Source organism: Vibrio sp. JCM 18905, from assembly GCF_055393305.1.
The window spans coordinates 1,504,094-1,530,408 of sequence record NZ_AP043879.1 but is presented as its reverse complement, the minus strand read 5'-3'; the positions used below and the strand labels follow the sequence as shown (position 1 = coordinate 1,530,408).

The 26,315-nt window shown below is 44.6% G+C and carries 23 protein-coding genes; 18 read left to right on the top strand and 5 right to left on the bottom strand.

What is annotated here, in order from left to right; all coding sequences use genetic code 11:
* Positions 1 to 336: 336 nt before the first annotated feature.
* A complete protein-coding gene (locus ACZ5ZC_RS15200) occupies positions 337 to 1,707 on the top strand; it encodes an MATE family efflux transporter (RefSeq protein WP_005396222.1) in 1,371 nt (456 codons plus the stop codon).
* 133 nt (positions 1,708 to 1,840) lie between these two features.
* Positions 1,841 to 2,839, top strand: a complete 999-nt coding sequence (locus ACZ5ZC_RS15195; RefSeq protein ID WP_054867081.1) for a DUF3080 domain-containing protein — start codon at positions 1,841 to 1,843, stop codon at positions 2,837 to 2,839.
* Positions 2,840 to 2,854: 15 nt separating this feature from the next.
* On the opposite strand, the gene ACZ5ZC_RS15190 is transcribed toward ACZ5ZC_RS15195, so the two are convergent.
* Positions 2,855 to 3,700: a DNA ligase gene (locus ACZ5ZC_RS15190; protein WP_046875255.1), complete on the bottom strand. Its 846-nt coding sequence runs from the start codon at positions 3,698 to 3,700 to the stop codon at positions 2,855 to 2,857.
* A 423-nt stretch (positions 3,701 to 4,123) separates the two neighbouring features.
* Here ACZ5ZC_RS15190 and ACZ5ZC_RS15185 point away from each other — a divergent pair, with 423 nt between their 5' ends.
* The 16 genes from ACZ5ZC_RS15185 to ACZ5ZC_RS15110 all read left to right on the top strand — a co-directional run bounded on the left by ACZ5ZC_RS15185 (position 4,124) and on the right by ACZ5ZC_RS15110 (position 22,505).
* Complete coding sequence (locus ACZ5ZC_RS15185) at positions 4,124 to 4,444, top strand: STAS domain-containing protein (protein ID WP_005394270.1); 321 nt, start codon at positions 4,124 to 4,126, stop codon at positions 4,442 to 4,444.
* A 26-nt stretch (positions 4,445 to 4,470) separates the two neighbouring features.
* Positions 4,471 to 5,337 carry an OmpA family protein gene (locus tag ACZ5ZC_RS15180; RefSeq protein ID WP_046875254.1) on the top strand — a complete coding sequence of 289 codons (867 nt, stop codon included), beginning with the start codon at positions 4,471 to 4,473 and terminating at the stop codon, positions 5,335 to 5,337.
* The gene (locus tag ACZ5ZC_RS15175; RefSeq protein ID WP_464932067.1) at positions 5,334 to 7,436 is read left to right on the top strand and encodes an SLBB domain-containing protein; all 2,103 of its coding nucleotides are present in this window, start codon (positions 5,334 to 5,336) and stop codon (positions 7,434 to 7,436) included. The genes ACZ5ZC_RS15180 and ACZ5ZC_RS15175 overlap by 4 nt, the downstream gene beginning before the upstream one ends.
* On the top strand, positions 7,436 to 8,122 hold the full coding sequence (locus ACZ5ZC_RS15170; RefSeq protein ID WP_047008761.1) for an AAA family ATPase: 687 nt from the start codon (positions 7,436 to 7,438) through the stop codon (positions 8,120 to 8,122). Before ACZ5ZC_RS15175 ends, ACZ5ZC_RS15170 begins: the two co-directional genes overlap by 1 nt.
* Before the next feature lie 11 nt (positions 8,123 to 8,133).
* Complete coding sequence (locus ACZ5ZC_RS15165) at positions 8,134 to 8,514, top strand: Hpt domain-containing protein (RefSeq protein ID WP_054867084.1); 381 nt, start codon at positions 8,134 to 8,136, stop codon at positions 8,512 to 8,514.
* Positions 8,515 to 8,790: 276 nt separating this feature from the next.
* Positions 8,791 to 10,314, top strand: a complete 1,524-nt coding sequence (locus tag ACZ5ZC_RS15160) for a sigma-54-dependent transcriptional regulator (RefSeq protein WP_464932066.1) — start codon at positions 8,791 to 8,793, stop codon at positions 10,312 to 10,314.
* Positions 10,289 to 11,359, top strand: coding sequence for a glycosyltransferase family 4 protein (locus ACZ5ZC_RS15155; RefSeq protein ID WP_464932065.1), 1,071 nt, complete (start codon positions 10,289 to 10,291; stop codon positions 11,357 to 11,359). Before ACZ5ZC_RS15160 ends, ACZ5ZC_RS15155 begins: the two co-directional genes overlap by 26 nt.
* A gap of 155 nt (positions 11,360 to 11,514) precedes the next feature.
* The gene (locus tag ACZ5ZC_RS15150; RefSeq protein ID WP_145532143.1) at positions 11,515 to 12,699 is read left to right on the top strand and encodes a glycosyltransferase; all 1,185 of its coding nucleotides are present in this window, start codon (positions 11,515 to 11,517) and stop codon (positions 12,697 to 12,699) included.
* 11 nt (positions 12,700 to 12,710) lie between these two features.
* Positions 12,711 to 13,883, top strand: coding sequence for a glycosyltransferase family 4 protein (locus ACZ5ZC_RS15145; protein WP_253658498.1), 1,173 nt, complete (start codon positions 12,711 to 12,713; stop codon positions 13,881 to 13,883).
* Positions 13,876 to 15,306 (top strand): lipopolysaccharide biosynthesis protein, encoded by a 1,431-nt coding sequence (locus ACZ5ZC_RS15140; protein ID WP_464932064.1) that lies wholly within the window; start codon positions 13,876 to 13,878, stop codon positions 15,304 to 15,306. Before ACZ5ZC_RS15145 ends, ACZ5ZC_RS15140 begins: the two co-directional genes overlap by 8 nt.
* Positions 15,303 to 16,667: an O-antigen ligase family protein gene (locus tag ACZ5ZC_RS15135; protein WP_006742945.1), complete on the top strand. Its 1,365-nt coding sequence runs from the start codon at positions 15,303 to 15,305 to the stop codon at positions 16,665 to 16,667. The genes ACZ5ZC_RS15140 and ACZ5ZC_RS15135 overlap by 4 nt, the downstream gene beginning before the upstream one ends.
* Before the next feature lie 115 nt (positions 16,668 to 16,782).
* On the top strand, positions 16,783 to 17,907 hold the full coding sequence (locus ACZ5ZC_RS15130; RefSeq protein WP_301659373.1) for a glycosyltransferase family protein: 1,125 nt from the start codon (positions 16,783 to 16,785) through the stop codon (positions 17,905 to 17,907).
* Positions 17,904 to 19,337: a GumC family protein gene (locus ACZ5ZC_RS15125; protein WP_048626363.1), complete on the top strand. Its 1,434-nt coding sequence runs from the start codon at positions 17,904 to 17,906 to the stop codon at positions 19,335 to 19,337. The genes ACZ5ZC_RS15130 and ACZ5ZC_RS15125 overlap by 4 nt, the downstream gene beginning before the upstream one ends.
* A gap of 220 nt (positions 19,338 to 19,557) precedes the next feature.
* On the top strand, positions 19,558 to 20,676 hold the full coding sequence (locus ACZ5ZC_RS15120; protein ID WP_054867086.1) for a glycosyltransferase: 1,119 nt from the start codon (positions 19,558 to 19,560) through the stop codon (positions 20,674 to 20,676).
* Positions 20,669 to 21,856, top strand: coding sequence for a glycosyltransferase family 2 protein (locus ACZ5ZC_RS15115; RefSeq protein ID WP_464932063.1), 1,188 nt, complete (start codon positions 20,669 to 20,671; stop codon positions 21,854 to 21,856). Before ACZ5ZC_RS15120 ends, ACZ5ZC_RS15115 begins: the two co-directional genes overlap by 8 nt.
* 10 nt (positions 21,857 to 21,866) lie before the next feature.
* Positions 21,867 to 22,505, top strand: coding sequence for a sugar transferase (locus ACZ5ZC_RS15110; RefSeq protein WP_005394228.1), 639 nt, complete (start codon positions 21,867 to 21,869; stop codon positions 22,503 to 22,505).
* 19 nt (positions 22,506 to 22,524) lie between these two features.
* On the opposite strand, the gene ACZ5ZC_RS15105 is transcribed toward ACZ5ZC_RS15110, so the two are convergent.
* From ACZ5ZC_RS15105 to ACZ5ZC_RS15090, 4 genes are all read right to left on the bottom strand, one after another.
* A complete protein-coding gene (locus tag ACZ5ZC_RS15105) occupies positions 22,525 to 22,914 on the bottom strand; it encodes an ATP-binding protein (protein ID WP_005394226.1) in 390 nt (129 codons plus the stop codon).
* 120 nt (positions 22,915 to 23,034) lie between these two features.
* Complete coding sequence (locus ACZ5ZC_RS15100) at positions 23,035 to 24,615, bottom strand: BCCT family transporter (protein ID WP_005394224.1); 1,581 nt, start codon at positions 24,613 to 24,615, stop codon at positions 23,035 to 23,037.
* A 372-nt stretch (positions 24,616 to 24,987) separates the two neighbouring features.
* Positions 24,988 to 25,503: an outer membrane beta-barrel protein gene (locus tag ACZ5ZC_RS15095; protein WP_005394222.1), complete on the bottom strand. Its 516-nt coding sequence runs from the start codon at positions 25,501 to 25,503 to the stop codon at positions 24,988 to 24,990.
* Positions 25,504 to 25,702: 199 nt separating this feature from the next.
* Positions 25,703 to 26,182, bottom strand: coding sequence for an outer membrane beta-barrel protein (locus ACZ5ZC_RS15090; RefSeq protein ID WP_005394221.1), 480 nt, complete (start codon positions 26,180 to 26,182; stop codon positions 25,703 to 25,705).
* Positions 26,183 to 26,315 lie beyond the last annotated feature (133 nt).

The following is a 26,315-nucleotide window of genomic DNA, read 5'->3' as shown; positions in this document are numbered from 1 at the left end:
ACTGTGTATCGAGATAAAACCTGTAGATTATAGAGCAACGACCTATTGAAAAATGGAGCCTTGTTCTCATACATGCTTCTTACATTAACATGATTTATTACAGCTCTCAGTATTAGCGTATCCTGAGCTTAGCGAGCATTAAGTTAGTGTTATCCACTATTCGCAACCTAACTATGGAATATAAACATACAATTGTTTATCATTTGCGCGGAGTTTCTCCGAGGCATTTTTTCACCTTATCGTGACTAAAATCAACCATCAGATCAGTTCACCACATCTTTTGTCCTCGAGCGCTCTCATTCTTTCAACTTATTGTTCCGCTCTGGAGTATTTTTCGTGCATCGCTATAAAGAAGAAGCATCAAGTCTCATCAAATTGGCGACCCCGGTATTGATCGCATCTGTTGCTCAAACTGGTATGGGGTTTGTTGATACCGTTATGGCCGGAGGCGTTAGTGCCACCGACATGGCTGCGGTTTCTGTCGCTTCAAGTATTTGGCTTCCATCCATTTTATTTGGTGTGGGTTTGTTAATGGCGTTAGTCCCTGTTGTCGCACAGTTAAATGGCTCTGGTCGTCGAGTAAAAATCCCGTTTGAAATTCAACAAGGCGTCGTTTTGGCATTGTTGATCAGTGTGCCGATTATTGCAGTGCTGCTTCAAACCCAATTTATTCTCGGATTTATGGATGTTGAAACGCTGATGGCAGAAAAAACAGTGGGGTACATTCATGCTGTTATCTTAGCAGTCCCTGCCTTCTTGCTTTTTCAAACGCTTAGAAGCTTTACGGATGGTATGTCATTGACGAAACCAGCAATGGTCATTGGCTTTATCGGTTTACTGCTCAACATTCCCCTAAACTGGATTTTCGTGTATGGCAAGTTTGGCGCACCTGAATTAGGCGGTGTTGGCTGTGGTGTTGCAACCACGATTGTTTACTGGGTCATGTTTGCCCTACTATTGCTTTATGTAATGACATCAGATCGACTTAAAAGCATCAACTTATTTGGTGAATGGCATCGACCACAATGGAAAGCGCAAGTTCGTCTGTTCAGGCTCGGCTTTCCTGTTGCAGCAGCGCTGTTTTTTGAAGTGACACTATTTGCTGTCGTTGCACTATTGGTCTCACCACTAGGACCAATCATCGTTGCTGCGCATCAGGTTGCGATTAACTTCTCGTCGCTAGTATTTATGCTTCCAATGAGTATCGGTGCGGCAGTGAGTATTCGTGTCGGACACCGACTTGGCGAAGAAAACGTTGATGGCGCTCGCGTTGCTTCACGAGTGGGCATCATGGTTGGTCTAGGTCTATCTGTTCTTACAGCGATATTAACCGTATTGTCTCGTGAATGGATTGCCGAACTTTACACTAGCAACCCAGAAGTCATCACTCTAGCGATGCAACTGCTCGTATTTGCTGCTGTTTATCAATGTACGGACGCAGTTCAGGTAATCGCGGCAGGTGCACTACGTGGCTATAAAGATATGCGAGCCATCTTCAACCGTACTTTTATCGCCTACTGGATTCTTGGTTTACCAATGGGTTACGTCCTTGGCCGCACAGACTGGATCGTCGAGCCAATGGGAGCGCAAGGTTTCTGGCTAGGCTTTATCATCGGCCTTTCTTCTGCCGCACTTATGTTAGGGGTAAGAATGCGCTGGATGCACCGCCAAGAACCAGAGGTGCAATTGAACTTTTCAGTTCAGTGATAATAAGAAAAAGCCAGCACACGCTGGCTTTTTTGATCGAATAATAACGCTGTTGAGTATACTTATAGCAAGCTTGTGAGTCAGTTCAGCCTGCTCTTTTGGTGACGAATACGAAGTTATAAAAAGGATATTTGTGCGGTCTATTTTATTGTTCTTAGTCTTGTTTCTTAACGGTTGCGATAGCTGGTTCAACCCAGAAAACGCCATGTTTGACAAGTATCACCAACGTGTCGCCAATGTGTTGGACGCTCCTACTCTTCCAATCGAATCGCAATCTACGGTGACCATACCTGCAAAACGTGACTTATTCGAGCCACTTCCAAGGCTATCGATTGGTTTACTAGAAAGCTACCAATTACGCCAGTGTGGATTATTCAATCTACTTGCCGAGAAAAACTCGCAACTTGGTAAGGTGCAAGATGCATTTCATGATTTTGATTACCAAACTTCACTGTTACGAGTCATGAATCGATGTCTATCCGAATTTCAGCTCAGCGATGAAGAACGTACTACATTAACAGAGCTTTACTCAACCAAGTGGCAACATTTAGGTACTCATCTTGACAACTTGCTACTCGCGAGTGATGCAATGCAAAAGCAGCTAACGGCGTCGGATTGGCTATCTCAAGAAACACCAAATGATGTTGCACGTATTAACGACGTCTATCGCCTTTTCAGTGAAATGTACGGCTTGCCTCATCGCGCCATTTCACGTCTGCCCGATATTGAGATTGTGCAGTATCAAGAAGAGCTAGAGAAATCTCGTTTAATCGGACGGCTTTACTATTCGATGATAAACGCTTCTCACTGGCTAAAAGCTACGACTCAGTTACTTAAACAACATCAGAATAATGTATTGTGCGGGCCAAACCGAGACGTGACCCAGTTCCGCTACCTAAGAAATGTCTTCCAATCTATTTACGTTGAAGAAGTGCAACCTTACTTAGCCTATTTAGACAGTACCTATCAGCAACTTCATGATGGTGCCACCTTGATAGAAAAGCGTATGCAACTTCATGGTCATCAATATGGCCTAAAAGAAGCACACAAAACCTTTAGACAAGAAACCCTAAACCACGTTCAGTTTTGGCAGGGTCTCTTCAAGCGGTGCGGCGTAACCGTTGGCAACTAGTAAGTGCAGAGCGTTCTATTCCTTCAGCCTCTCACGCAAGAATCGGGCAAAACGTGGTTTACCGGTATGAGTAAAACCGTTGTACCTGAACGTGACGGTTGAACCTATTTTCGGAGGCTGACGACGCACTTCATCGGTAAACCCACTACCAATGTAAAACTCTGTACCATCTGGCAAGCGAACTAACATCGCCCCCATCATACCCAATAAACGCCCCGTGCCTGGTTTATAGCCCACGACTAGCGCTTCATCATCCGCGTATCGTTTCAGTTTAAGTAAATCACTACCACGTCCAGCTTGATAACGGCTTGATACCTTACGTAGCATCACCCCTTCACCATCGGATATTGAAATCTTATCCAATTGCGCAAACAGGTGAGCTTCATTTTGGATCGCTCGGTGTTCGACATATTTGATATGAGGTTGGTCTACTTCGAGCACTAAGTCTTTGATGTTGTAATAACGCTTCCGGTAATCACCAGCAGAATACGGCATATCAAAGATCATAAAATCAATGTTTCGCCAAGCTGACTCCACAGGCGTTTTATCCAAAACCGTTTGTTGTACGAGATGAAAATTGCCTCGTCCCGCCCATAGCTCACCATCTAACGGATAGTCAGGTAGCGAATCTATAAACCAATCTGGAGCGTAGATTCGGTTACCATTTCTCGTCACGAGATGTTGTCCTGTCCAATAGGCGCGAATGCCGTCGAGTTTTTCGCTATACCAGTATTCAGATACATCGATGCCATCTTGATAGCTTTGCGCAAGAGAAACTGGAGGCGTGAGAGAAGTATCAGCTTGAAGCTGTGAAGACGCTGTCATAACAGCCAGCGCGATTAATGTCATTTTTAATGGCATAAGAAGACCTTGTACAAAAAAGCGCCTTTATTGAACCGTAACTCCTCTCGATGACCTATTTGTTACTAGTCATTCTTCGACTCAGAACAATCAACTTAAGTAATGATTTGCAAGGACAATCATAAACTTTAGACAGATTTTGCATTTAATATTTACACATTGTTCACAATAGGATGAGTGAGTCTCAAATCAAGTCGCAACCTAATCTCGATGAGACTCTTGCTTTAGCGAACGATCTTAATTCGACACCTCTCCTGAACAAGCCGTTTGTCTATGCGTTTTTGATTCTCAAATTGAGAGCCTATTCCTTCTCAATTTGAATGACATCAACCAAAAATCATAACCATTTGATTTTATTTGCATTTAAATTTGGCACGTTACCTGCTCTATATCCAAGTAGAGAAAACAAACGGAGATAGAGTCATGGAATTACGCAAACTAGAAATTAATCAAGACAAATTAGCCATTGAGTTTTTTGGTGACTTAGACGCAAGTGGCTGTCGACAAGCACAACATCACATTGATGAAGTAATTCACGACAATCATCACAAAGAAGTCGAAATTAACCTACAGCACGTCCAATTTCTTGATTCTTCAGGGATTGGTGCCATTGTTTACTTATATAAGCGTCTAGTTGAACGTGAAAGAAGCATGAGTATTGAAAACGTATCAGGCCAACCTTTAGAAATCATGAGCTTGCTTCGTATTAACCATGCTATTCCCGTTAACTCAAAAGGACACTAAAAATACCGGTTTAAACGGAGGTTGGCATGGTAAATCTTATACGACGATATGTAGTAAGCGGTCTTGTTGTCGGCATGTTTGGTTGTTCGTCGTTTGACTACCCAGACCACGGAAAAGGTGGCTTGGCGGAAAACTATCAAGATATCTCAATTGAAAATTATCAGTTTTCCCCAGTCATGCCCGATGAACCGTTAGGTCCAGAGCATGGGTTGAGGTTTGATTGGCAACTCACCAAGCTACACCTAGACGCGTTGATTCAAGAAGGCGCACGCTGGTGCTTTCCTGCAGCAGTCGTGCAAGCGCTTGAGAAGCAAAACAGAATCGCACGTGAGTTAGAGGGCGGACTTCTACTCGATGCTGCTAACGACCTGGTGATTCAACGTCGACGTTTAAACCAACTTGAACAGCAACTCGACTATGTATTAAGCCAAACCACTTGTACGCCACCCGATGATATTGAAGCATTGCGTAGCGATTTGAACGTCGTCGCTGAAATTTATGCACTCCTCAATATTGATAATCAATTTGCTGTCGATTCAGCAGAAATTAATCCAAAGTACATGGGACATTTGGCAGAAGCTGCCTACATTTTGCGTGACCACCCTAACCTAACTCTTGTGGTGACTGGGCATGCCGATGTCACTGGCTCACCAGATTACAACCAGAAACTCGCTCAAGCGCGTGCAGAACAAGTGAAGCGTTACCTAACTGTATTTGGCATCACTTCAGAACGCGTAACCACCAAATCTGTGGGAGACAGCCTGCCGCTTTACGAGGGTGAAACACCTGCCGTGCGTTTAACCAATCGCCGCGTAAGCATCGAGGTTATTAGCCCTAATTCAGATAGCGATACCTCAGTAAATCGCAACCTATCTGTAGGAGGTGCGCTATGAACACGATGAAACCATTTATCACCTTAGTTCTTTTGTGCTTGGTTGCTTGGGTACCTACTTCGTCAGCAGATGGAAACAATACTGTTAAGGTTGGCGATTTAATTCAGATTAACCTACCTGGAGAAGCGTCTTTAAATAAAGGGTTTCAAGTCGATCGCCGTGGGCGTATTAACTTACCGGAAGTCGGCCCTGTATTTGTTGCTGGATATAATGAACAACAGCTCCAAGACGTGATTATCGAAACGCTAAAAACCGTGTATCGTGACGTAAACAACGCTCGAGTCTTTATCAAACAACAACAGTTATTAGTGTCAGTCCAAGGCTACGTGGTCAAACCCGGGGAATATACCTTACCTTCAGGTTCCAACATTCAAATGTTTGTATACGAAGCTGGCGGCCTTCGCGCTGGTGCTCAGCTCGATAAAATGATCGTTAAACGCGGCGACAAAAACATCGAGTTTGACTACAAACGTTTCCTTGATACTGGTGATAATAGCCAGCTCCCGAAATTGGAATCGCTGGACGTACTGTTTGTTCCAGCATCTCCACTCGTTGGGAATATTGAGCAAGAATTTGATGCAGCAAAACTCGCGAACTCAGGCGATAGCGCAGACTCCGCTCGTGCCATCAAAGTCTTTGGTGAAGTTAATGCTCCCGGCTCATTCTCTTACAAACCGAACACCACGCTCGTTGATGTCGTGATGAGAGCTGGCGGCGTAACACGATATGCCAGTGTTGAGCAAATTCGCGTGATCACAAATAACAACCCAACCATGTTTAATCTAAAAAAGTATCTGGATACGGGTGATCAAAGCTTACTACCAGAAATCCTACCGGGTGCCACCATCTTTGTTCCAAAACAGGAAGAAGAAATCAAAGCGGGCGCAAATGTGGTTTATGTCATGGGTGAAGTTGCCCACCCTGGCGCGTATGAAGGAAAGCAAGACGCTAGCTTCATGGATATTCTCGCCAATGCAGGCGGGCCTACTCGCTATGCAGAATCTCGCCAAATTCGTGTCATAAAAGCCGATGGTAAGGTCATCAAATTCGACCTAACCGCGCATACCGAGGGGCTGTCTTCGGTTAGACCACCGAATGTCGGACCTGGCGACGCGATTTTCGTCCCTGAGAAAACCGATTTCAACGAGAAGTCATGGCTAAAAGTGGCGCCAAGTCGAGCGGTCGCTGTGATGGGAGAAGTCGTGCGCCCGGGACGTATTGAATGGTCAGACGAAATGGATTTAATTGATCTGCTTGCGCATGTTGGCGGCCCAACACGTAGAGCTGACACCACCAAAATTGAAGTCGCCAATAATGGTCAAATGACACAGTTCGATTTAGATCAATACATTTTAGATGGCTCACCAACATCGAATCTGCCCCGAGTTTCTGCTGGCACGGTAGTAAGAGTCCATGCATTACCTGACGATCCATCAGACAACAAATCGCAATGGGTAAGCCAGAGCTCTGATGCCTCGATATATGTTTTCGGTCAAATCAATGCCCCAGGCCGCTATCGCTTTACCGAAGAGATGCACCTTCTGGATATTTTATCTGCCGCCGATGGACCAACAATGGATGCCGATATTCACAATATTCGTGTGACGCACCGTGGCCTAGGCTATGCCAAAGTGAGTAAATTGAATTTGTCGATGTACTTTGAAACGGGCGATGAGTCTATTCTGCCCCACGTTCGTCCCGGCGATACCATTTACATTCCGGAAAAAAACAAAAACTGGTTGGATCGCTCCAAAGAATCCACCGTGCGCGTATTAGGTGAAGTAAGAGACCCAGGGCGCTATGTATTTAATGACAACATGACGGTACTTGACCTGCTGGCCGAAGCAGGAGGCCCGACTAACAATGCGTATCTTGAAAAAATCAGTGTGGTCAACATGTCTTGCTGTCAGGGCCAAGCTCGAACATTTGATTTGGTGAACTTTAGCAAAACCGCCAACATTTATGATTTACCAGTCATCCGTGCAGGTGACACTATTTACATTCCACATAAAGACGAAAGCTTTGCTGAAAAAGCAAGAGCCGGATTAAGAGATATTTTACAAATCACCACAACCATCGTGTTAATAGGAGCGTTGTAATGACTATTCCTGCCACTCACGCTGAGATTGAGCAAATTTATCTTCAGAGTGAACAGAAAGGCCACAAAACGATTTGTGTCGTGGGTTGTAAGTCTGAAGACGGCGTCACTTCCGTGGCTTCATCTCTAGCAGAGCGTCTGGTTTTAGCTGGGCACAATACTTTGTATGTGGATCTTAACCTGTTCAAGCCCGCTTATCGCACCATTCACGAGTTTGATGATACAGAAAAAGTTGGCCACCTGATCACAAGAGAAAATACGCATCAAACCTTAGTCGGTCTCCCTGCTCCATCTCTCGCCAGCACTCAATTGGCGTACCGAGACCCGACGATGCTGAAGCGCAATATTGCAGAGTGGTTAACGCAGTACGAGCGCGTCGTGATAGACACATCTCCACTTCTGAGTGTCAACCGAAGCAATATTGCCCCTCAAGTGATTGCGGGCGTATGTGATGCCACCTTATTAGTCGCACATTATGGCTCTACGACGGCAACCCAACTCGAACAAGCCAAAAAACTACTTGATGCTAGCGATGCGAATTTGATTGGTTCCGTGCTGAACATGAAGCATACACCAAGCCTGAAAGATGAATTGATCCGCCAAGTTTCCAAGCTACGCTTTTTACCCAAAAAGTGGAAAGAAAAGATATCTCAACAAATTAAGAAAAGTGAACTATTTATGTTATAGGGAGCGCCAATATGACTGCAAATAACACACCGACTATCGAACAAGAATTGGTGGATGAACACATTCTCCAGCAAATGATCAAAGATACGTGCGCCGAAATCATCCCTACGCTGATTGAACACTATATTGAAGAGTCACGAGAGCGCATGGAGAAAATAGAGCAAGCATTAAACGCGAGAGACCTCCAAACATTAGAGTTCGAAGTTCATACACTCGGCAGCTCTGCCCTTGCTTTAGGTAACCGAACGCTTTCCAGACAAGCAAGAATGATTGAGAAATATTGTGTGGAAGGGAAAACACTAGAAGCATTGGCTCTCTGTGAGTCTCTTTCCCAGCTGGCAAATGAATCGTTTGACGCGCTAGAAAAGCGAAAAGATCAAGGATTCGAGTAACCGTTTCAATGATAAATTATCTTATGAATCATCGCACTTATTAAAGTGCGATGCCGACATCATCTAAGACATTTACAATTTAACTTAATCAATTAAAAAGTATGGATTTTTCGCAAATTTCCCACCTTGTGCTAATACTTAGATAACGCTTTTCTCAAATTGAGAATATTCAGCACTAGAGAGCACTAAGTCATATAACTCGCTCATCACGCCAAATACAAATAATAGTGCTGACAAAAATCATAAAAGTGAAACGAATTACGTTGGGATAGGACTATGAGACCAAGGGTGTTACTGGTAGAAGACTCTACTTCACTAGCCATACTTTATAAGCAGTATGTCAAAGACGAACCTTATGACATTTTTCATGTCGAAACAGGTCGCGAAGCAATTCAATTTATTGAAAGAAGCAAACCTCAACTCATCATTCTCGATTTGAAACTGCCCGATATGTCTGGTGAAGACGTATTGGATTGGATCAACCAGAATGACATTCCTACCTCGGTTATTATTGCTACAGCGCACGGCAGCGTAGACTTAGCCGTTAACCTAATTCAAAAAGGTGCGGAAGATTTCTTAGAAAAACCTATTAACGCCGATCGCCTAAAAACTTCTGTTGCATTACACCTCAAACGCGCCAAATTGGAAGATTTAGTAGAAAACATTCAGTCCAAGTTTGATCGCCATAACTATCACGGATTTATCGGTTCAAGTCTCCCAATGCAGGCGGTATATAAAACCATTGATGCCGTTGCTCCAACATCTGCCAGTGTCTTTATTGTGGGTGAAAGCGGCACAGGTAAAGAAGTCTGTGCTGAAGCCGTGCACCGTCAGAGCGATCGTAAAGACAAGCCTTTTATTGCTATTAACTGCGGGGCCATCCCCCGAGATTTAATGGAAAGTGAGATTTTTGGCCACGTTAAAGGCGCATTTACCGGAGCCACAACAGACCGAAAAGGTGCTGCGACGCTGGCTCACGGTGGAACGCTTTTTCTCGATGAACTGTGTGAAATGGAACTTGAGATGCAAAAGAAGTTGCTCCGTTTTCTTCAAACAGGAACCTACACACCGCTTGGTGGAACTCGAGAGATGAAGGTGGATGTCCGAATCATTTGTGCCACCAACCGAGATCCATTAACAGAAGTGGAAGAAGGTCGTTTTCGTGAAGATTTGTATTACCGCGTACACGTAATACCTATCGATATGCCCCCCCTACGTGAGCGAGGAAGTGACATCGTCACGTTAGCCAAGCACTTTTTGACCACTTATGCTAAACAGGACAAAAAGAAATTCTCAACAATCGACAGCGAAGCTCAACATATCATCAAGCACTACGAATGGCCGGGTAATGTAAGGCAATTGCAAAACATCATACGTAACATTGTGGTGCTTAATAATGACGAAAAAGTCACGCTGAATCACCTACCCGCTCAACTGACTAGAAAGTCTAAAACAGCGAGAACATCCACTCCCGCACATGTAACTCAAGAGCCAGCAACCCCTCCAACAATAACATCCCGACCAGTGTATGTTGAGGAACAATCGGCCCCCGCTAGAGAACCGTCAATACCGACACCGGAGCCTAACATACAATCCTCATCGGCTGCCTCGCCGTACTTTAACTCTGATGGAACCATTCGCCCTATGTGGCAAGTGGAACGCGAGGCGATTCAAAACGCAATCGCATACTGTGATGGCAACGTTCTCAATGCCGCCGTAATGCTGGAGCTAAGCCCATCTACGGTTTACCGAAAAAAACAAGCGTGGGAAGCGGATGAAATTAATCTCGAACAATCTTGAGAAACCTGACGTTGGTGAAATTTGGATTTTTCTTGATAGCCGCCTGTTTGGCGGTATCGAAAGTCACGTCATAGAGCTTGCTCGTGGATTAATGACATTTGGGCACAAAGCACGTGTTGTCTTAACGACTGAGTACTCGCCACCAGCACAGATTGTAGAAAAAGCAGAAGAATCTACCATCCCTGTGAGTTACTTGAACCATTTGTCTGGTGAGCCACATAAGGCATTAAAGATCAAACACCTAACAAGCGCAGTCGCCAATCACCAACCATCGGTCATTCACTCCCACGGTTACAAAGCGTCAATCTTAGCGCGCTGTGCCAAGCTACTCACGCGCACATTTCCTCGTTTGATTTCAACTTATCATGCAGGAGAATCATCCTCGGGCAAACTGTGGCTCTATGATTGGCTTGATAGAAGTTCAGGCTACCTCTCCAACCACTGCTTTTCCGTCAGCCCAAGCATTCAGCGTAAAGTCATTTTCCCTTCGGAACTGCTGAATAACTTTGTTTCGATTCCCGATCGTAATCTCAACTATCAAGAAATCGCTTTCGTCGGCCGATTGAGCCAAGAAAAAGGTGCCGACCAATTTATCGAAGTAGCTAAGCTCTGCACAACACTGCATTTTAGTGTTTTCGGTGATGGACCAGAAAGAGAATCACTCGCCCAAATTGCCCCTTCAAATGTGACATTTTTCGGTCATCAAACTGAAATGGAGACCGTTTGGAAAAACATTAGCGTGCTTGTTATTTCTTCTCGCTATGAAGGCCTGCCTATGGCGGCGCTTGAAGCAATGGCTAGAGGAATAGTAGTGATGAGCCTACGCGTGGGTCGCTTGCCCGATATTATCCAAACTGGCGAAAATGGCTTTATTGTCGATGACGTCCCATCTCTCGCTCAATGCCTTAAACATTGGATGTCTCTTGATGAAGCGCAGCAATCTCTCATTCGTCAAAACGCTCGGCAGACCATTATTGATGATTTCTCGGCGCAAAGCGTTATTCCTGTATTGCTACGAAAATATCAAATTGAAACGGAGCAATAAGCCATATTGGTTCTCAATATGAGAATATTGCTTCTCCCCTTAAGTCCAAGCACAAATATCTAATAATATTCAAACACATAAACTAATGGCATATTTTGGCATCTCTGTTGCAACTCAGCAGTTAACACAAGTTAATGATGAGACAGAGGTGACTTATGACTACTCCAAAACGCATTCTATATGTTCATTATGGTGATAACTGGATTCGCGGCAGTGAAGTGGTACTTCTGGATCTCATCTCAGGGATTGACCGTGATAAGTTTGAGCCATTCGTGTGGTCAAACTGCCAACCACTAATCGATAAGTGTCAATCGCTCGGAATTGAAGCGGAACATTCTGTTTTCAATCTCGTTGGTGGCTGGAGTGCACCTCGCTGGGATATTAGCGGATGGAACAGCCTTATCAAACAGGGCTCAGCACTGATCGAAAAACACAATATCGACTTGGTACACGTTAATAGCGGTGGTCCTTGTCAATGGATGTGCTTGGCTGCACGCATGAATCACATCCCACTTGTCACCCAACTTCATTGTCACTATACATTGCGAGATCGCTTCTCTCTTGGGTTACACCTCTCCCCAAAATTGATTTGCGTTAGTAAAGATGTCGGTCGTGAAATTATTCAGGACGGTTACCCAGAAGACCAGCTTTATGTTGTGCACAACGGTGTATCGCTTCTGGACTCTGATACGCCCATTGATATCAAGGCTCACCTCGGAATACCTCCACAAGCGTTTACCTTTCTCTCGGTAGGTTCGTTGATTAAAAGAAAAGGATTCGACCGCCTTATTCGCGCTATGCGCATGCACAATTACCATCACGATAATCCTCATCTTGTTATCGTTGGCGATGGCGAGGAAAGAGAAACATTGCAACAACTTGCTTCGGATCTCGGTATCCAAGACAGAGTCCACTTTGTCGGGGAAAAAAGCAATGCTGGTGCATGGATGTCTGGGAATGCAGACGCTTTTATTAGCGGCGCCTATGAAGAGGCCTTTGGTCTCGTGCTCGGGGAAGCGGCTTTAGCTCAACTGCCTATCGTGGCTCCTAAAACGGGAGGCATTCCTGAGTTGTTCGAGCATAATCACTCTGCACTGCTGTACCAAAATCGCGGAATGGCAAGCTTATTAAACGCAATCCAACAAGTCATGCAAGATGCAGCGCTAAGAAACAAGCTAGCTGAAAACGCCTATCTTCATGCTAGCCAAAACCTCACGACTGCAGCATCCATAAACGCCATTGAACGTATTTATGAAGGTGAGCTTGAGAACAACAGTATTACACCAATGCCAATGACTCACTGCATGAAGCCTCTTTCACGCTGGTTGAGCATCAATTGAGGAGCCCAGTCATGAAACGTGTATTAATGTTCGACGCCATCCCAATGCAAGGTGGTTCTAAGATTGCGAATGCAGAGCTCCTCAAACAGTGCGATAAACTGAACGTAATTGGTTATCTGCTGACCACGAATCCAGAGCATTGGGAGTCACTGCTTAGTGATACGCCTCGTGTGCAGATTATCAAAATCAAACCATCACCATTGAGCTCCACTCATGGCCTCACTTACTGGTTAATGAACGCGTATTACTTTATCCAACTGATTTTTGCGTGCATGAAACTACCAAAGATAGATAGCTTTTTAGGTCTATCTTGCCCAAGTAATGATATGCCTTTGTACTTACTGAGATTAATCAGCAAAAAGCCTGTTGTACAAATGGTTCATGGTCCAATTGGTCGTTCAAGATCTTCCGGCTACTGCTTGGTAAAAGCATCCGCAATTTATTACTTGGCAAACACCCGAGAATCGATGCTAGAGGCCTTACAGGTCTACCTCAAAACAGAGAAGCCAGCCACTGAACGCTATTGGTGTGGTTTGAATGCGTCTACGTTTGTTAACGGACTATCGAGAGACCGCTGGCCAAAACAAGCAAATCCGATTTCAAACCGCGTCTTCTGGGCAGCTAGCTTACTAAAATGGAAGAACATCGATCTTTTTCTTGATGCTTTAACACTTGATAAGACAAAAGAGATCAAATCTACCGTGTGTTACATCAAACCAAATGTGGCAGGTGTGGAATATTCAACACCAGACTTCACCACAAAAGGCGTTGAATGGCATGAGTGCCCAGATAACCTAGGTGACCTACGCTCTCAGTGTGGTGTGTTTGTTTCCACCAGTGTTAACGAACCTTTTGGGTTATCCATTTTAGAAGCTCTCGCAGCAGGCATGTGCATCGTCATCCCACATGATGATAGCTACTGGGATCGCGTATTAACGCATGGCCGCAATTGCATCAAGTACACACCAAACAATGTGGCGTCGTTACATAACGCAATTCGCCTTTTGAATGAGTCTCCATGGATGAAAGTGACAATGGGTATCGAAGCACTCAACGTTTCTCAACTTTATACGGCCGAACGTTGTTATCTGCCAATCGCTCAGCACCTTGCAGCAGAATCCGCACCGAATGGCGATTGTAAACTCAAAACACCGCGATACATCAAAGGATATGACCATGTCTAAAGCAATGACCAATATGTCGCTGTTCGCTATCGCGTTAGTGATAAACAAAAGCATCAGCTTAATCATGCTGCCTGTATTGCCCCACTTTCTCTCACCAGAACAAATGGGCAAGCTTGAACTGCTTACCACCTTTGGCGTTGTCATAACCTTATTCGTCAGTTTCGCTTTGCATGAAGCGCTGTATCGATTCGTCGGGGTTGAAAAGGTTCAAAATACGCGCACAAGCCTACTAAACCAGCTGTACTCACTTGCTTTATTCATCGCTGGCATAGTGGCTTTATGCCTACTCGCTATCATTATGCTCGCGCCTATTCCTGCTCCTTTTACGCGAGTCGAGTTTGCTATTGTTATGTTTGCTATCGTTCTAGAAGGCAGTATCGCAATCGGCACAGCTTGGTTGAGAACACAGGACGACAAAGCAAGAACCCTACTTAACGTCATGGTGACTACCACTGTTTTTCAGGTCATTTTCATCATCACGGCGCTGTCTATTCATCCACATGTTATTTCTGTTTTATGGGGTGGCTTGTTGGCTGCTATTACTCAGTTTGTCTGGCTGCACATCATTAACCGCTACAGCATGACTCTGCCAAATATGACAGTGGCGAAACAATACCTAAATTACTGTCTGCCCATGATGATGGCTGGATTGGTTGCGTTTTGTCTCAATGGCGCTGAACGCTGGTTCATCGGCGCGAACGCCTCACTTGCGACCTTAGGGATTTACGCGATAGCGGTAAAATTTGCGGTTGGCATGTGTATTTTAGTTCAGCCATTTGGCATGTGGTGGATGCCACGTCGATTTAATTACCTAGAAGGTCGTAAGAGTACAGAAGCTGTGCGCATCACTCATCTAGGCATGATTTACATTACCGGTTTAAGTGTTGCAGTCGGCACATTAGCAATGGTGATGATCACTTACCTGTTACCAGAAACCTATCATGAGGCGGTACTGTTCAGCTTGTTCTTACTGCCTATCGCTATGCTAAAAGAGTGGAGCGAGCTCATTAATATTTCCATTTTGTACAAGCGTCGTACTCGCTGGTTACTGGGTATTAATGTCGTCTCAGCATGCGTTGCAATTGCTTTGCTGTTTGGCCTATCGTCCCTGGGTATCTATGGAGTTTTCATTGCGCTTTATTACGCTCAACTGTGTAAGCTTGGCCTTACTTATGTGGTAGGCCAACAATGCATGCCGTTGCCTTTTCACCTAAGTCTGATGGTTTTATTGCAGATTATCTCCGGTGTGGCACTGTTCCTGCTTCACTCTTCACAATCAATAGGCATCGCCATCGCAATTTGCATTTTGACATGCACTTTGCTGGCAGGGATAGCCACTCGCTATATGAGTAAAGAGACGCTAAATGCGCTCACTCGATACATGGTGAAATGGCGTGGACAGGTGAAGAGATACTCGTTATGACTGAAACCAAGGTGAGAAGAAAGCAGTCCATCGCAGCGCTGACGATTACCGTCTGTATCGGCCTGCTTTGGATTGTTATGCCTCACCCTATTTTGATTGTCGCACTATGTTTCGCCCCACTTGCTTTACTATTCGTTCTCAACCAAACGTTTTGGCTCGTCACGCTGTTCGTTATTTTTTCATTCTTCCGTATTCATGAAGCGTTTCCCGTTATCTATAACTTTAAGATCCCATTGCTACTATCATTAGGGGCACTGGCCGCACTTGCTTTCCACCTTTTGATAAGTCGCCAGCTTACTGCTTTTTGGCACCCTTCATTAAAATGGCTGTGCATATTTTGGGGGCTGGTGATCATCGGTATCGTCTTCGCCTCCAGTCGTGACATTGCCATTACAGTTTTCAAAAATACCTATTGGAAAATCATCATTATGACATTGGCGATCACCTGGCTTATTACCAAGCCTGCTCAGTTAGCACAAATGTCGAAAGCAATAATTTTCGCCGGATTGTTGATTGGTTTAGTCGCATTACAAAACGCAGCGAATGGCATTGATTTAGTGGAAGGGACACGCGTATCGATTGGACGCTCCATAGGTTCAGTACTCGGCGATCCGAACGACTTGGCGCTGGTGTTAATGTTTCCTCTCGCCTTTACCGTTAGTCAGTTAATGGAGAAACGTTCACCTAAGCATCTCCGGCTCTTCGCACTTGTTACCTGTTTGGTGTTGTTTTTTGCGATTATTGAGACACAAAGCCGCGGGGGCTTGTTAGGCTCTCTATCGGTATTTGCGTACTTTGCCTTTAAGCACATCAAAAGCAAAACGTTAGTCTTAGTACTAGGCGCCGTCGCAGCCATCGTACTCTACGCATTTGCTGGTATCTCAGGACGAGAATCGGGTGGCGCAGCCGAGGATGGTATAGATGCCTCTGCGATGGGGCGACTTTACGCGTGGGAAGCCGCATTTAAAATGGCTCTCCACCATCCGTTAACTGGGGTTGGGCTTGATAATTTCTACTTCAATTACTATTTCTATAGCCCTCACTGGGATGGCATCAATCACGCCGTACACAGTACTTGGTTTGGCGTATTAGCGGAAACGGGGTTTGTTGGACTCGCCGTGTTCATTACATTGATTGTGTCATTGATTCGAACCTCTTTGCATTCTATTTCACTACTGACGCCAACATCGGATTACACCCTATCTGTTGGAGCAAACGCAGTCTTAAGTGGGCTGATCGGGACCATCGTATCAGGCACCTTCCTCACTCAAGGTTTCACTTGGCCAATATACATTCTGGCGGCATTAACGGTAGTCGTTAGCCGAATCGTTCAAAGTGATTGTCAAAATGAGAAACCCTAATTTCAAATACCAACAGAAAGCCCAATCACCTGTTTTATAACAAATAAATCCTTGGCACGTATTGTGATTACTCTCTTGATTAGTAATCAAATAACAAAGACTCAAGGAGAGCCACATGACAGACATCGTAGTATTTGGAGAAGATTTTGGCGGGTTACCCTCCTCCACTCAACACATTGTCAAACGACTAGCAACGAGCCACCGCATCCTTTGGGTTAACTCAATCGGTCTTCGTCAACCTAGGCTGACCACTAAAGACATGCAACGTGCGTTAAACAAGCTCACTCGTGTATTTAATAACGCTGGATCGCATAAGCCAACGTTAGAGTCTGCAATAAACCCAAATATTCACACCATTAACCTACTCACTATTCCTGCTCCAAGTTCTGCGCTGGCAAGAAAAGTAGCGGCTAAGATGATGAAATACCAGCTCAATAAAAAATTACACGCTCTTGGTTTTGATAAGCCTATATTTTGGACATCGCTCCCGACGGCCGCAGATGTTTGTGCGGAAATGAATTCACGTGGGCTAATTTACTATTGTGGCGATGACTTTAGCGCTTTAGCTGGTGTTGACCACGACACGGTTGCCAAGCATGAACGTACACTGGTTAACGCGGCTGATGTGATTTTTACAGCAAGTGACAAACTCGCCACTCAATTTCCATCTGGTAAAACCGTCACTTTACCTCACGGTGTCGACTTTAGCCTGTTTTCTGAGCCAGCACCTAAGGCTGAAGATTTACCTAATAATGGTCGCAAAGTGCTGGGCTTTTATGGCAGTTTGTCTGAATGGTTAGACTACGACTTAATTGCCCAAGTCGCAGACCAAGCGCCTGACTGGGATCTCGTGTTCATCGGCCCCAACGAGTTCAGTGACAATCCACTTCCACAAAGAAGCAACGTATACTATCTGGGCCCGAGAGCGCATCACACTCTGCCACGTTACTCTCAACACTGGGGTGCCAGTTGGTTGCCCTTTGTTGATAACGCTCAAATCAAGGCATGTAATCCGCTTAAACTTCTTGAGTACTTGGCAACAGGAACCCCTGTTATCAGCACACCCTTTCCCGCATTAATGCCCTACAAACATATGCTCCATGTGGTTCAAGATGTCGAAGACGTGCGTGCCAGTCTCGATCACCTCCTACCGCCACCGACAGATTCAAAGTCATTTGTTCAACAGCAAAGCTGGGAAGCAAGAGCCAACCAAGTTGATAAATTAGTGAGGGCGCTATGAACGATTTAAGAGAAAACCTCAGTGTACTGTTACATGGTGCTTGGAGACGTCGCTACATGATCGTTATTCCTATGCTTGTATTGCCTGTGCTGGGTTTCATCGTAAGTAAACTGGTTCCGACGACTTATGTCGCTCATACGAGTATGCTTATCCAAGAGACAGCGAAAATGAACCCATTCCTTCAAGACCTTGCCGTCTCAACCATGCTGAAAGATCGATTGAGCGCACTCAGTACCTTGCTAAAAAGCCGACATGTTTTGTACTCAGTTGCCAAAGAACAAGCGCTGATTAGTGACGACATGAGTGCTAAAGAGCAAGAGTTTATCATTAAAGATCTCGCGTCGCGTTTGTCTGTTCAGCAGCTTGGTAAGGACTTCATTCAAATCCAACTACGAAGTGGCAAACCGAATGGCATGGAGTCGATGTTACTCTCCGTCAGTGAACATTTTGTCGAACAGCTTTTAGCTCCTGAACGATCTTCAATTAAAGATTCAAGTCACTTTTTAACCATCCATATTAATAAACGCAGAGAAGAGCTGGATAAAGCAGAGCAAGCGTTCGCGGAATACAAGAATACTTACTCTCACGCAACGCCTGAAATGCAAGCACAAAGCCTGACTCGTCTGGCAAGCCTTAAACAAACCTTGGCAGAAAAAGAAGCAGAGCTTGCTGGTGTTACCCGAAGCCTAGGTAGTTTGGACCAACAACTTTCTAAAACCAACCCGGTTATCGGTAAGCTTGAAGAACAAATCATCGACATTCGTAGTGAGCTCACTTTGCTTCGCGCCAAGTACACTGAGGCGCATAGCATGGTTCAAGGCAAGCTACGAGAGTTAAACCGCTTGGAGCAAGAGCGCTCAGTACTATTGAACTCTAAACAACCGGAATTAAACAGCGCCCAACTTTGGGATATCGCTAGCAATACCACCGTAAACAGTCTTGGAGAAGCTCAGCCTCTTCTGGTCTCTCAGCTTCACCAACTGCAAATTATGCGCGGACGCTTTGAAGCCCTCACAGAAGAAACAAATAGCTTACGAACAATGATTCAAGAGTTAGAAAGTAATGCGCATCGATTTGGTAGCACAGCAACAGAAATCAACCGCCTAGCTCGTGATGTAGCGGTAAAAAGAGAAATGTATGATGACCTTGTAGAGCGTTATGAAATGGCTCAATTAACTGGTTCACTTGGCGTATTTGAAGAGAATAAACGCGTGAAAATCATTGATGAACCTTTCACACCAACCATTCCGTCTAACTTACCTAGTTTTGTGTTTGTCATTTTAGGGTTTATCGGTGGCGCGGGTTTGGGCATTGGATTAGCGACGATACTTGAGTTAGCAGATAACTCTATCCGCTCTAAAAGAGCATTAGAAAAGCATCTTGGCGTTCCTGTGATCACCACTCTACCTAAAGTGGTATACGGAAGCTAACAGCCGTTAACACTCCATGACAAGCACTCGTTCAGCGAGTGCTTTTCTTTTTGTGCTTATTCTAACTCCGCATAAGGTTTCCACTAATATGAATCTCAAATTGAGAATAAACATCGAACTTCATATGTGTCGCCATTAACTTAATGTTTTTAAACACTTAATTTATTGGCACGCAGTCTGCAATTCCTGAATAAACAAAGAACTCAACGAGGGTTTGAGAATGGAATTCAGACAAAAGCAAAATAGCACTCAACGCAATAAAAAAGTGATATTACACGTCGTGCAGCACTTAGCTCCTGGCGGTTTGGAAACGCTCGTATTAGAGATGCTTCGTTTTGCGCAACCGAATCATTCCGTGTTTGTCGTAAGTTTAGAGGGAAGCAAAGCGCAAGCACTGCAATGCTGGTCAAAACTCTCGGCCTACCAAGGCCAACTGCACTTTCTCAATAAGAAACCTGGATTCAGCGGAAAAACCATCAGTACGCTGACTTCCATGCTCAAAGGACTTAAGCCGGATGTGGTCCACACTCACCATATCGGTCCACTCTTATATGGTGGGATTGCAGCACGCTTAGCGCAGGTGCCAGTAATTATCCATACTGAGCACGACGCCTGGCATCTGAATAGCAGAAAGTCAGCTCGACTGCAGTCCCTACTGCTAAAAATGATTCGTCCACATGTGGTTGCCGATGCGAACTTTGTCGCCGAACAAATCCAGACAAAACTGAATTACCGCAAAGTCTGCACCATACATAATGGAATCGATTGCCAGAAATTTCAAAGCGGTAATCAAGCAAGCAAGAGAAACTTGTTTGGGCTTCCAGCCAACAAAACCGTAATTGGAGTAGCTGGACGTTTAGAAGCAGTTAAAGGCCAGAAAGTGCTTATCGAAGCCTTCTCTCATCTTACGCCAAACACACACCTAGCCATTGCTGGAGATGGTTCTCAGAGAGCTCAATTGGAAGCACAAGTTAGAACGTTAAAACTTGAGGATCGCGTTACCTTTTTAGGCTTGGTCGACGATATGCCCAGCTTTTACCAAAGCCTCGATTTATTTTGTTTACCGTCGCTTCAAGAGGGTTTCCCCCTCTCAACACTAGAAGCTCAAGCATGTGACGTTCCTTGTGTCGCAACCGATGTTGGTGGCGTGAAAGAGACGCTCTGCCCGATTAACAGCACATTGGTTGAAGCCAACCGTGTGTTCTCTTTGGCGGAAGCTTTGTCGCTGCAATTGAAATCAACCCATGGTTCTCCTCGAACTTTTATTCTCAAACATTTTGATATCAGAGACATGGTGAGTCGCTACTCACGTTTGGCCAAGGAGGCTAGCTATGAATGATTTACTTTGGATTACAGGTTTTGGTTTATCCGCATTTTTGATTGTCTATCATCATGTTGGTTATCCATTGCTACTTAAATGGCTTCCTTTAAAACAGCAAAAAACCACAGCACCATTTGTAGAGCGAGCTTACAAAGCCTCTCAAACAGACAGTCAGTTACCATCTATTACTGTCATCGTGCCCGCCTACAATGAAGAACAATGGATAGCAGAAAAGATCCGCAACCTTGCGAGCTTAGATTACCCAAGAGATAAATTGAAAGTGGTGATCGCATGTGATGGCTGCACAGATAACACAGCCGAGATTGCTCAAGCGACGATTCAAGAAGCAATCTGCTCCGATACACTGTTCATCATTAATGACCACCAAGTCAATCGCGGTAAAGTTGCCCTACTCAACGAAGAAATGCGTCATGTTAGCTCGGACATTACCGCACTGAGTGATACATCGGCATTGATTTCTTGCGATTCTCTGTTGCTAGCTAGTCAGCATTATCAAAATGAGAAGGTTGGAGTGGTTAACGCGACATATCAAATAATGAGTACCGATAACCAAGGTGAAGCGGCGTACTGGCAATACCAGTCTCGAGTGAAGCACCAAGAATCCTTGCTGGGTTCAACGATTGGTTCTCACGGTGCGTTTTATACATTCAGAACCCACCTATTTGAACCACTTGAAGTCAGCACCATTAATGACGATTTTATTCTCCCTATGAGAATCGTTTTGCGAGGCTATAACTCTATCTACGAACCTAACATGCTAGCTCTTGAACTCGAACAAAGCTCAGACGACGCAGACTTCAAGCGACGCCTAAGAATTTCAGCGGGTAACATGCAGCAGCTCATGCAATTAAAGAAATTACTGCTACCTCGCTATCGTGGCACTGCCTTTGCATTTCTATCGGGAAAGGTTCTGCGCTTAGCAACACCCTATTTGATGATTGTTTGCTTGGTTTGTTCACTACTACTGGCACACAACCCGCTTTTTCAAATAATGCTGCTCGCTCAAGCCTGTGTTTATGGTATCGCACTTGTCACTTACTTGGTGCCTGCACTTAACACAGTCAAGCCTTTTAAACTGATTAGCTACATCGTCATTGGTCATCTCGCCAATTTCATCGGCGGTATGAAGTATTTGCTAGGAATGGAAAATGGACGTTGGAAACGCGTCAACCAATAAGGAAAGCATCATGAAAAACTCACGCTACGATTCAAATGTATGCCACGCGAAAAGAACGTTTGATGTACTGGTTGCAATGTTTATTTTGCTCGTCACTGCACCACTATTCCCATTTATCGCGCTAGCTATAAAAATCACATCGAAAGGCCCAGTGATCTATCGTCAACTGCGTGTTGGGCGCTGTACACCAGAAAAAATGGATCTTTTTCAGATCATGAAGTTTCGCACCATGTATATTGATGCGGAGCAACGCTCCGGTGCAGTTTGGGCAACCGAGAATGATCCTCGAATCACACCAGTAGGACGTTTTTTACGTAAGACGCGTTTAGATGAGTTACCACAGCTGTTTAATGTGTTGAGAGGTGAAATGTCGATGATCGGGCCACGTCCAGAGCGCCCTGCTTTCTACCAAAAGTTGGAAGATGAAATCCCTTATTTTGTAGAACGCACATATGGCGTATTACCGGGAATTACGGGCCTAGCGCAAGTTAACCAAGGCTATGATGCTTGCATTGAAGATGTACGACGTAAAGTTGGTTTTGATCACAGTTACGCACTAAGCTTAGGTTCGTTCTACTCTTGGATTTCAATGGACCTTTCAATCATGAGCAAAACATTCGTTGTGATGATTGACGGACGAGGTCAGTAACCCCTGGTTCTGGTAACGGTCACTCTTGCCACTGGCGTCGCATCTTTTCGATGGTCGCTGGTGGCACATCATGAATGCTTTGATACGCGCCGCGACACACTTTAACTTCCACCTCAATGCGCTTCTTCACGCAGTAGTCCAAGTAACGCTTCATCTCCCAGTGCCGAACAAACGTATTACTCACAATCACGACTTTCCCTTTGTTCAACCACTTTCGAGTTTGCTGAAAACACCATTCATGCGCTTGGGGTAACTCAGTTGGGTTAAAGTGATAATCACCTTCATCATTTTCAAAATACATGTCAGCTTCAAAATGCTTAGCACCAAGCTCTATCGCCAATTGCTTTGCTAAGGTTGTTTTACCTGAACCTGGAAGTCCACGAATAAGAATGAGTTTAGCCAGTGACATAATGCTGTTAAATGAGGTGGGAATAAGCCCAAACTGTAACGGAATTATTGAAAAAGAAAAGTAGAAATAAAAATGCCGAGCGCATTAGGCTCGGCATTTAAATTCAATAGTGGATAGTGTTTATTTGTAAGCTGACAGTTCCGTTCTTAACCCTTTAACCAAGCTTACACACATCAACAACAGAACAAAGGTAAACGGTAATCCCGTTGCAACCACGCCTGACTGCAATGCTTGCAAGGCTTCTTTGCCACCAACCCAAAGCATAACGGCTGCAATTGCACCTTCAATACAAGCCCAGAAAATACGCTGTGGAATTGGTGCATCAATCTTACCACCCGCAGTGATACTATCGATAACCAGTGAGCCAGAGTCTGATGATGTAATAAAGAACACCAGAATCAGCACGATAGAAAGCATTGAAATCACTGAGCTATACGGAAGCGCATCGTAAACATGGAACAGAGTCAGTGAAATATCAGTTAGACCATTTGCACCTAGCTCACCGACTTTATTCACCACTTGGTCAAGCGCGATACCACCGAATACAGACATCCAAATCAAGGTAACGACAGTAGGAATAACGATCACTGCGAACAGGAATTCTCGAACCGTACGACCTTTAGACACACGCGCGATAAACATACCAACAAACGGTGACCAAGATACCCACCAAGCCCAGTAGAATACCGTCCAGCCGTGCATCCAAGTTTCATCTTCACGACCGTGGGGGTTGCTCAACGGAATAATATTTTCAATGTAAGCCATTGTTGTGTCGCGTAGCGAACCCCACGCCGTATCAAACGTGATAAAGGTAATAAAAATAAGCAGGGCAAACGCAACCACCATATTGACGTTACTCAGTAGCTTAACACCACCATCAATACCACGAATTACTGACAGCACCGCGATAAAGGTAACAAAGGTGATCACAATCATTTGTGTACCAATGCCGCCTTCTAGACCAAAGACATGGTTAATACCACTGGTCGCCTGCTGAGCACCGAGACCCAGCGACGTTGCAAGACCAAACAGCGTGGATAAAACGGCAAGAATGTCGATAACATGTCCTAGCCAACCCCATGCTCGGTCACCAAAAATTGGATAAAACGCCGCGCGCAATGAAAGCGGTAAACCCTTGTTAAAAGCAAAAAACGCAAGTGCTAGTGCAACGAGTGCGTAAATACTCCAGCCATGCACACCCCAGTGGAACATGGTGGCACCCATTGCGAGAGATTTCGCTTCTTCTGTGTATGGCACTGCGTTCAGTGGCATTCCCCACCAATCAGTGAAGTACGCGGTCGGCTCCGCCACACTCCAGAACAGAAGGCCAATACCCATACCAGCTGCAAAGAGCATCGACAACCAAGAAACGGTTGAGTGATCCGGCGTTGCTTCTTTGCCACCTAAGCGGATTTTACCCAGCGGAGAAAAAAGAAGAGCAACAGCGAATAATAAGAAGAAGTTTGTCGACCACATAAAGAACGCATCAAACTGTTCGATAATTCCGTTTTTCAGACCGTTTAATACATCACGAGCAGTGGTTGGCTCAACAAGAAGAAGTGAAATTAGACAGAAAACAACGAGACCCGCACTGATGCCAAAAACGGGGTTATGTATGTCGAATCCCCACTTTTGAACGTTGTCCTGTCCAACCTGATAGTCTGTTGTGTCGATACTATATTTTTTAAATGCATTATCCATAAATACAAATTTAACGTGAATTTGAAACGCCCCTCAGGTGAGAAGAACTCCAATACCGCCCTCCATTAATTTGAACTCTAAAGTTTTAAAGCGGGGCGAAGTTTAGCAGCAATCACATATTTTTGCAAAAAATCGCCATTTATTGCATTTTTGGCTCAGTTAAAGGCAGATAAGAACAAAGTAATATCAACACAAAAATTATGAGGTCTAATGATTGGTTTTATCGTAATTTGATCGTTGGAAAAGCACTGGAAATACTTGCGCTCAGTGGCTTTATCATTGATGGACGCGTAAATTGAGATAAGTAACACTGACTTGGTTTCAAAGCTAGCGATGAAACCAAGTCAGTAACGTTTTCATAGAGACTGAGTATTATAGGAAATGGAAGGTAATATTCCCTGTCACACTGCTCACGGTGTCACTATCGCTGTCAATATCCACGCCAAACGCTTGATAGCTTGCCCCAATAGAAACATTATCGAGCAAGAAGTATTCGGCACCGACACCATACATGTAGGAGACACCATCATCTTTATCTAGATTTCTCAGTCCGCCGTCATAATCAACATTGAATGCATTGATGCCACCTTTGGCATAGACATGAAGCGGCCCAAAGTCGATGCTTGGTTTCGCTGCTAAATAGAATGAATCAAAATCAGCACTACCCCTGCTGCCACTCAGTGATAAATCTACTTTGCCGTGGTTAAAGTAACCTGCCTCAATGCCAATGAATGGCAAAATACCAGTACCTACATGAATACCGTAGGTTGTATCGTTTTCGCTATCGATATCAGATTGACCAATTTGACCGCCAGCGTAAATCCATGAGTCAGCCATTGCTGATGTTGAGCACAACGTTAGAGCTAATAACGAGAGTGTTTTTTTCATACTATCCCTTCCTGAGCGATTCCTAAGCGAAACATTACGCAAATATGCGCATTTAATCGCCACTATATATTGGAAAGCATGAGCATTTTAAGATCCAAAAGTGAATAATTTATGTTCAACTTTTGTTTTGTGACTTCCAGACAAAAAAACACCGACATAAAGTCGGTGTTTTTCATATGGGTGTTAGAAAGCTAGACGCTTATAGGAAATGCAGTGTTGCGTTAACAGAGAACGTGCCGATATCGTCTTTACCCGCCGTGTAGTTCATGTAGCTAGCACCAACAGACATCGGACCAAAAATGAAGTACTCAGCACCTACACCGTACATTAGATCCAAATCGTCATCGTCTTTGCCGCCTTTCACTTCTTTGTCCCACTGGTGGAAGCCACCTTTTGCATACACATGCAGTGGACCAAAGTCGATGCTTGGCTTAAGTGCTGCGTAGTAAGACGTTAGCTTAGTGTCTTGACCATTTACGTTAAATTCACCGTGTTGCGTCACACCTGCTTCAATACCAATGATAGGTAGGATGCCTGTACCAACGTGAACAGAGTATGATGTATCCGTCTCACCTTTGTAGTCAGACTGACCTACTGTTGCACCACCGTAAATCCAAGAATCTGCCATTGCCGCAGAAGATGCGCCAAGTAGCGCCACTGCTAATAGAGTTTTTTTCATCATCTACCTTTACTCTTTATTATTCCCACGTCTGCATAACTCAGTCGTTGGTACTACAAATAAAGGGAGGCGAACCATTGCCTCCCAGAACTAAAAAATTACGCTTATTGAGTTACTAGCAATTAGTGTACCA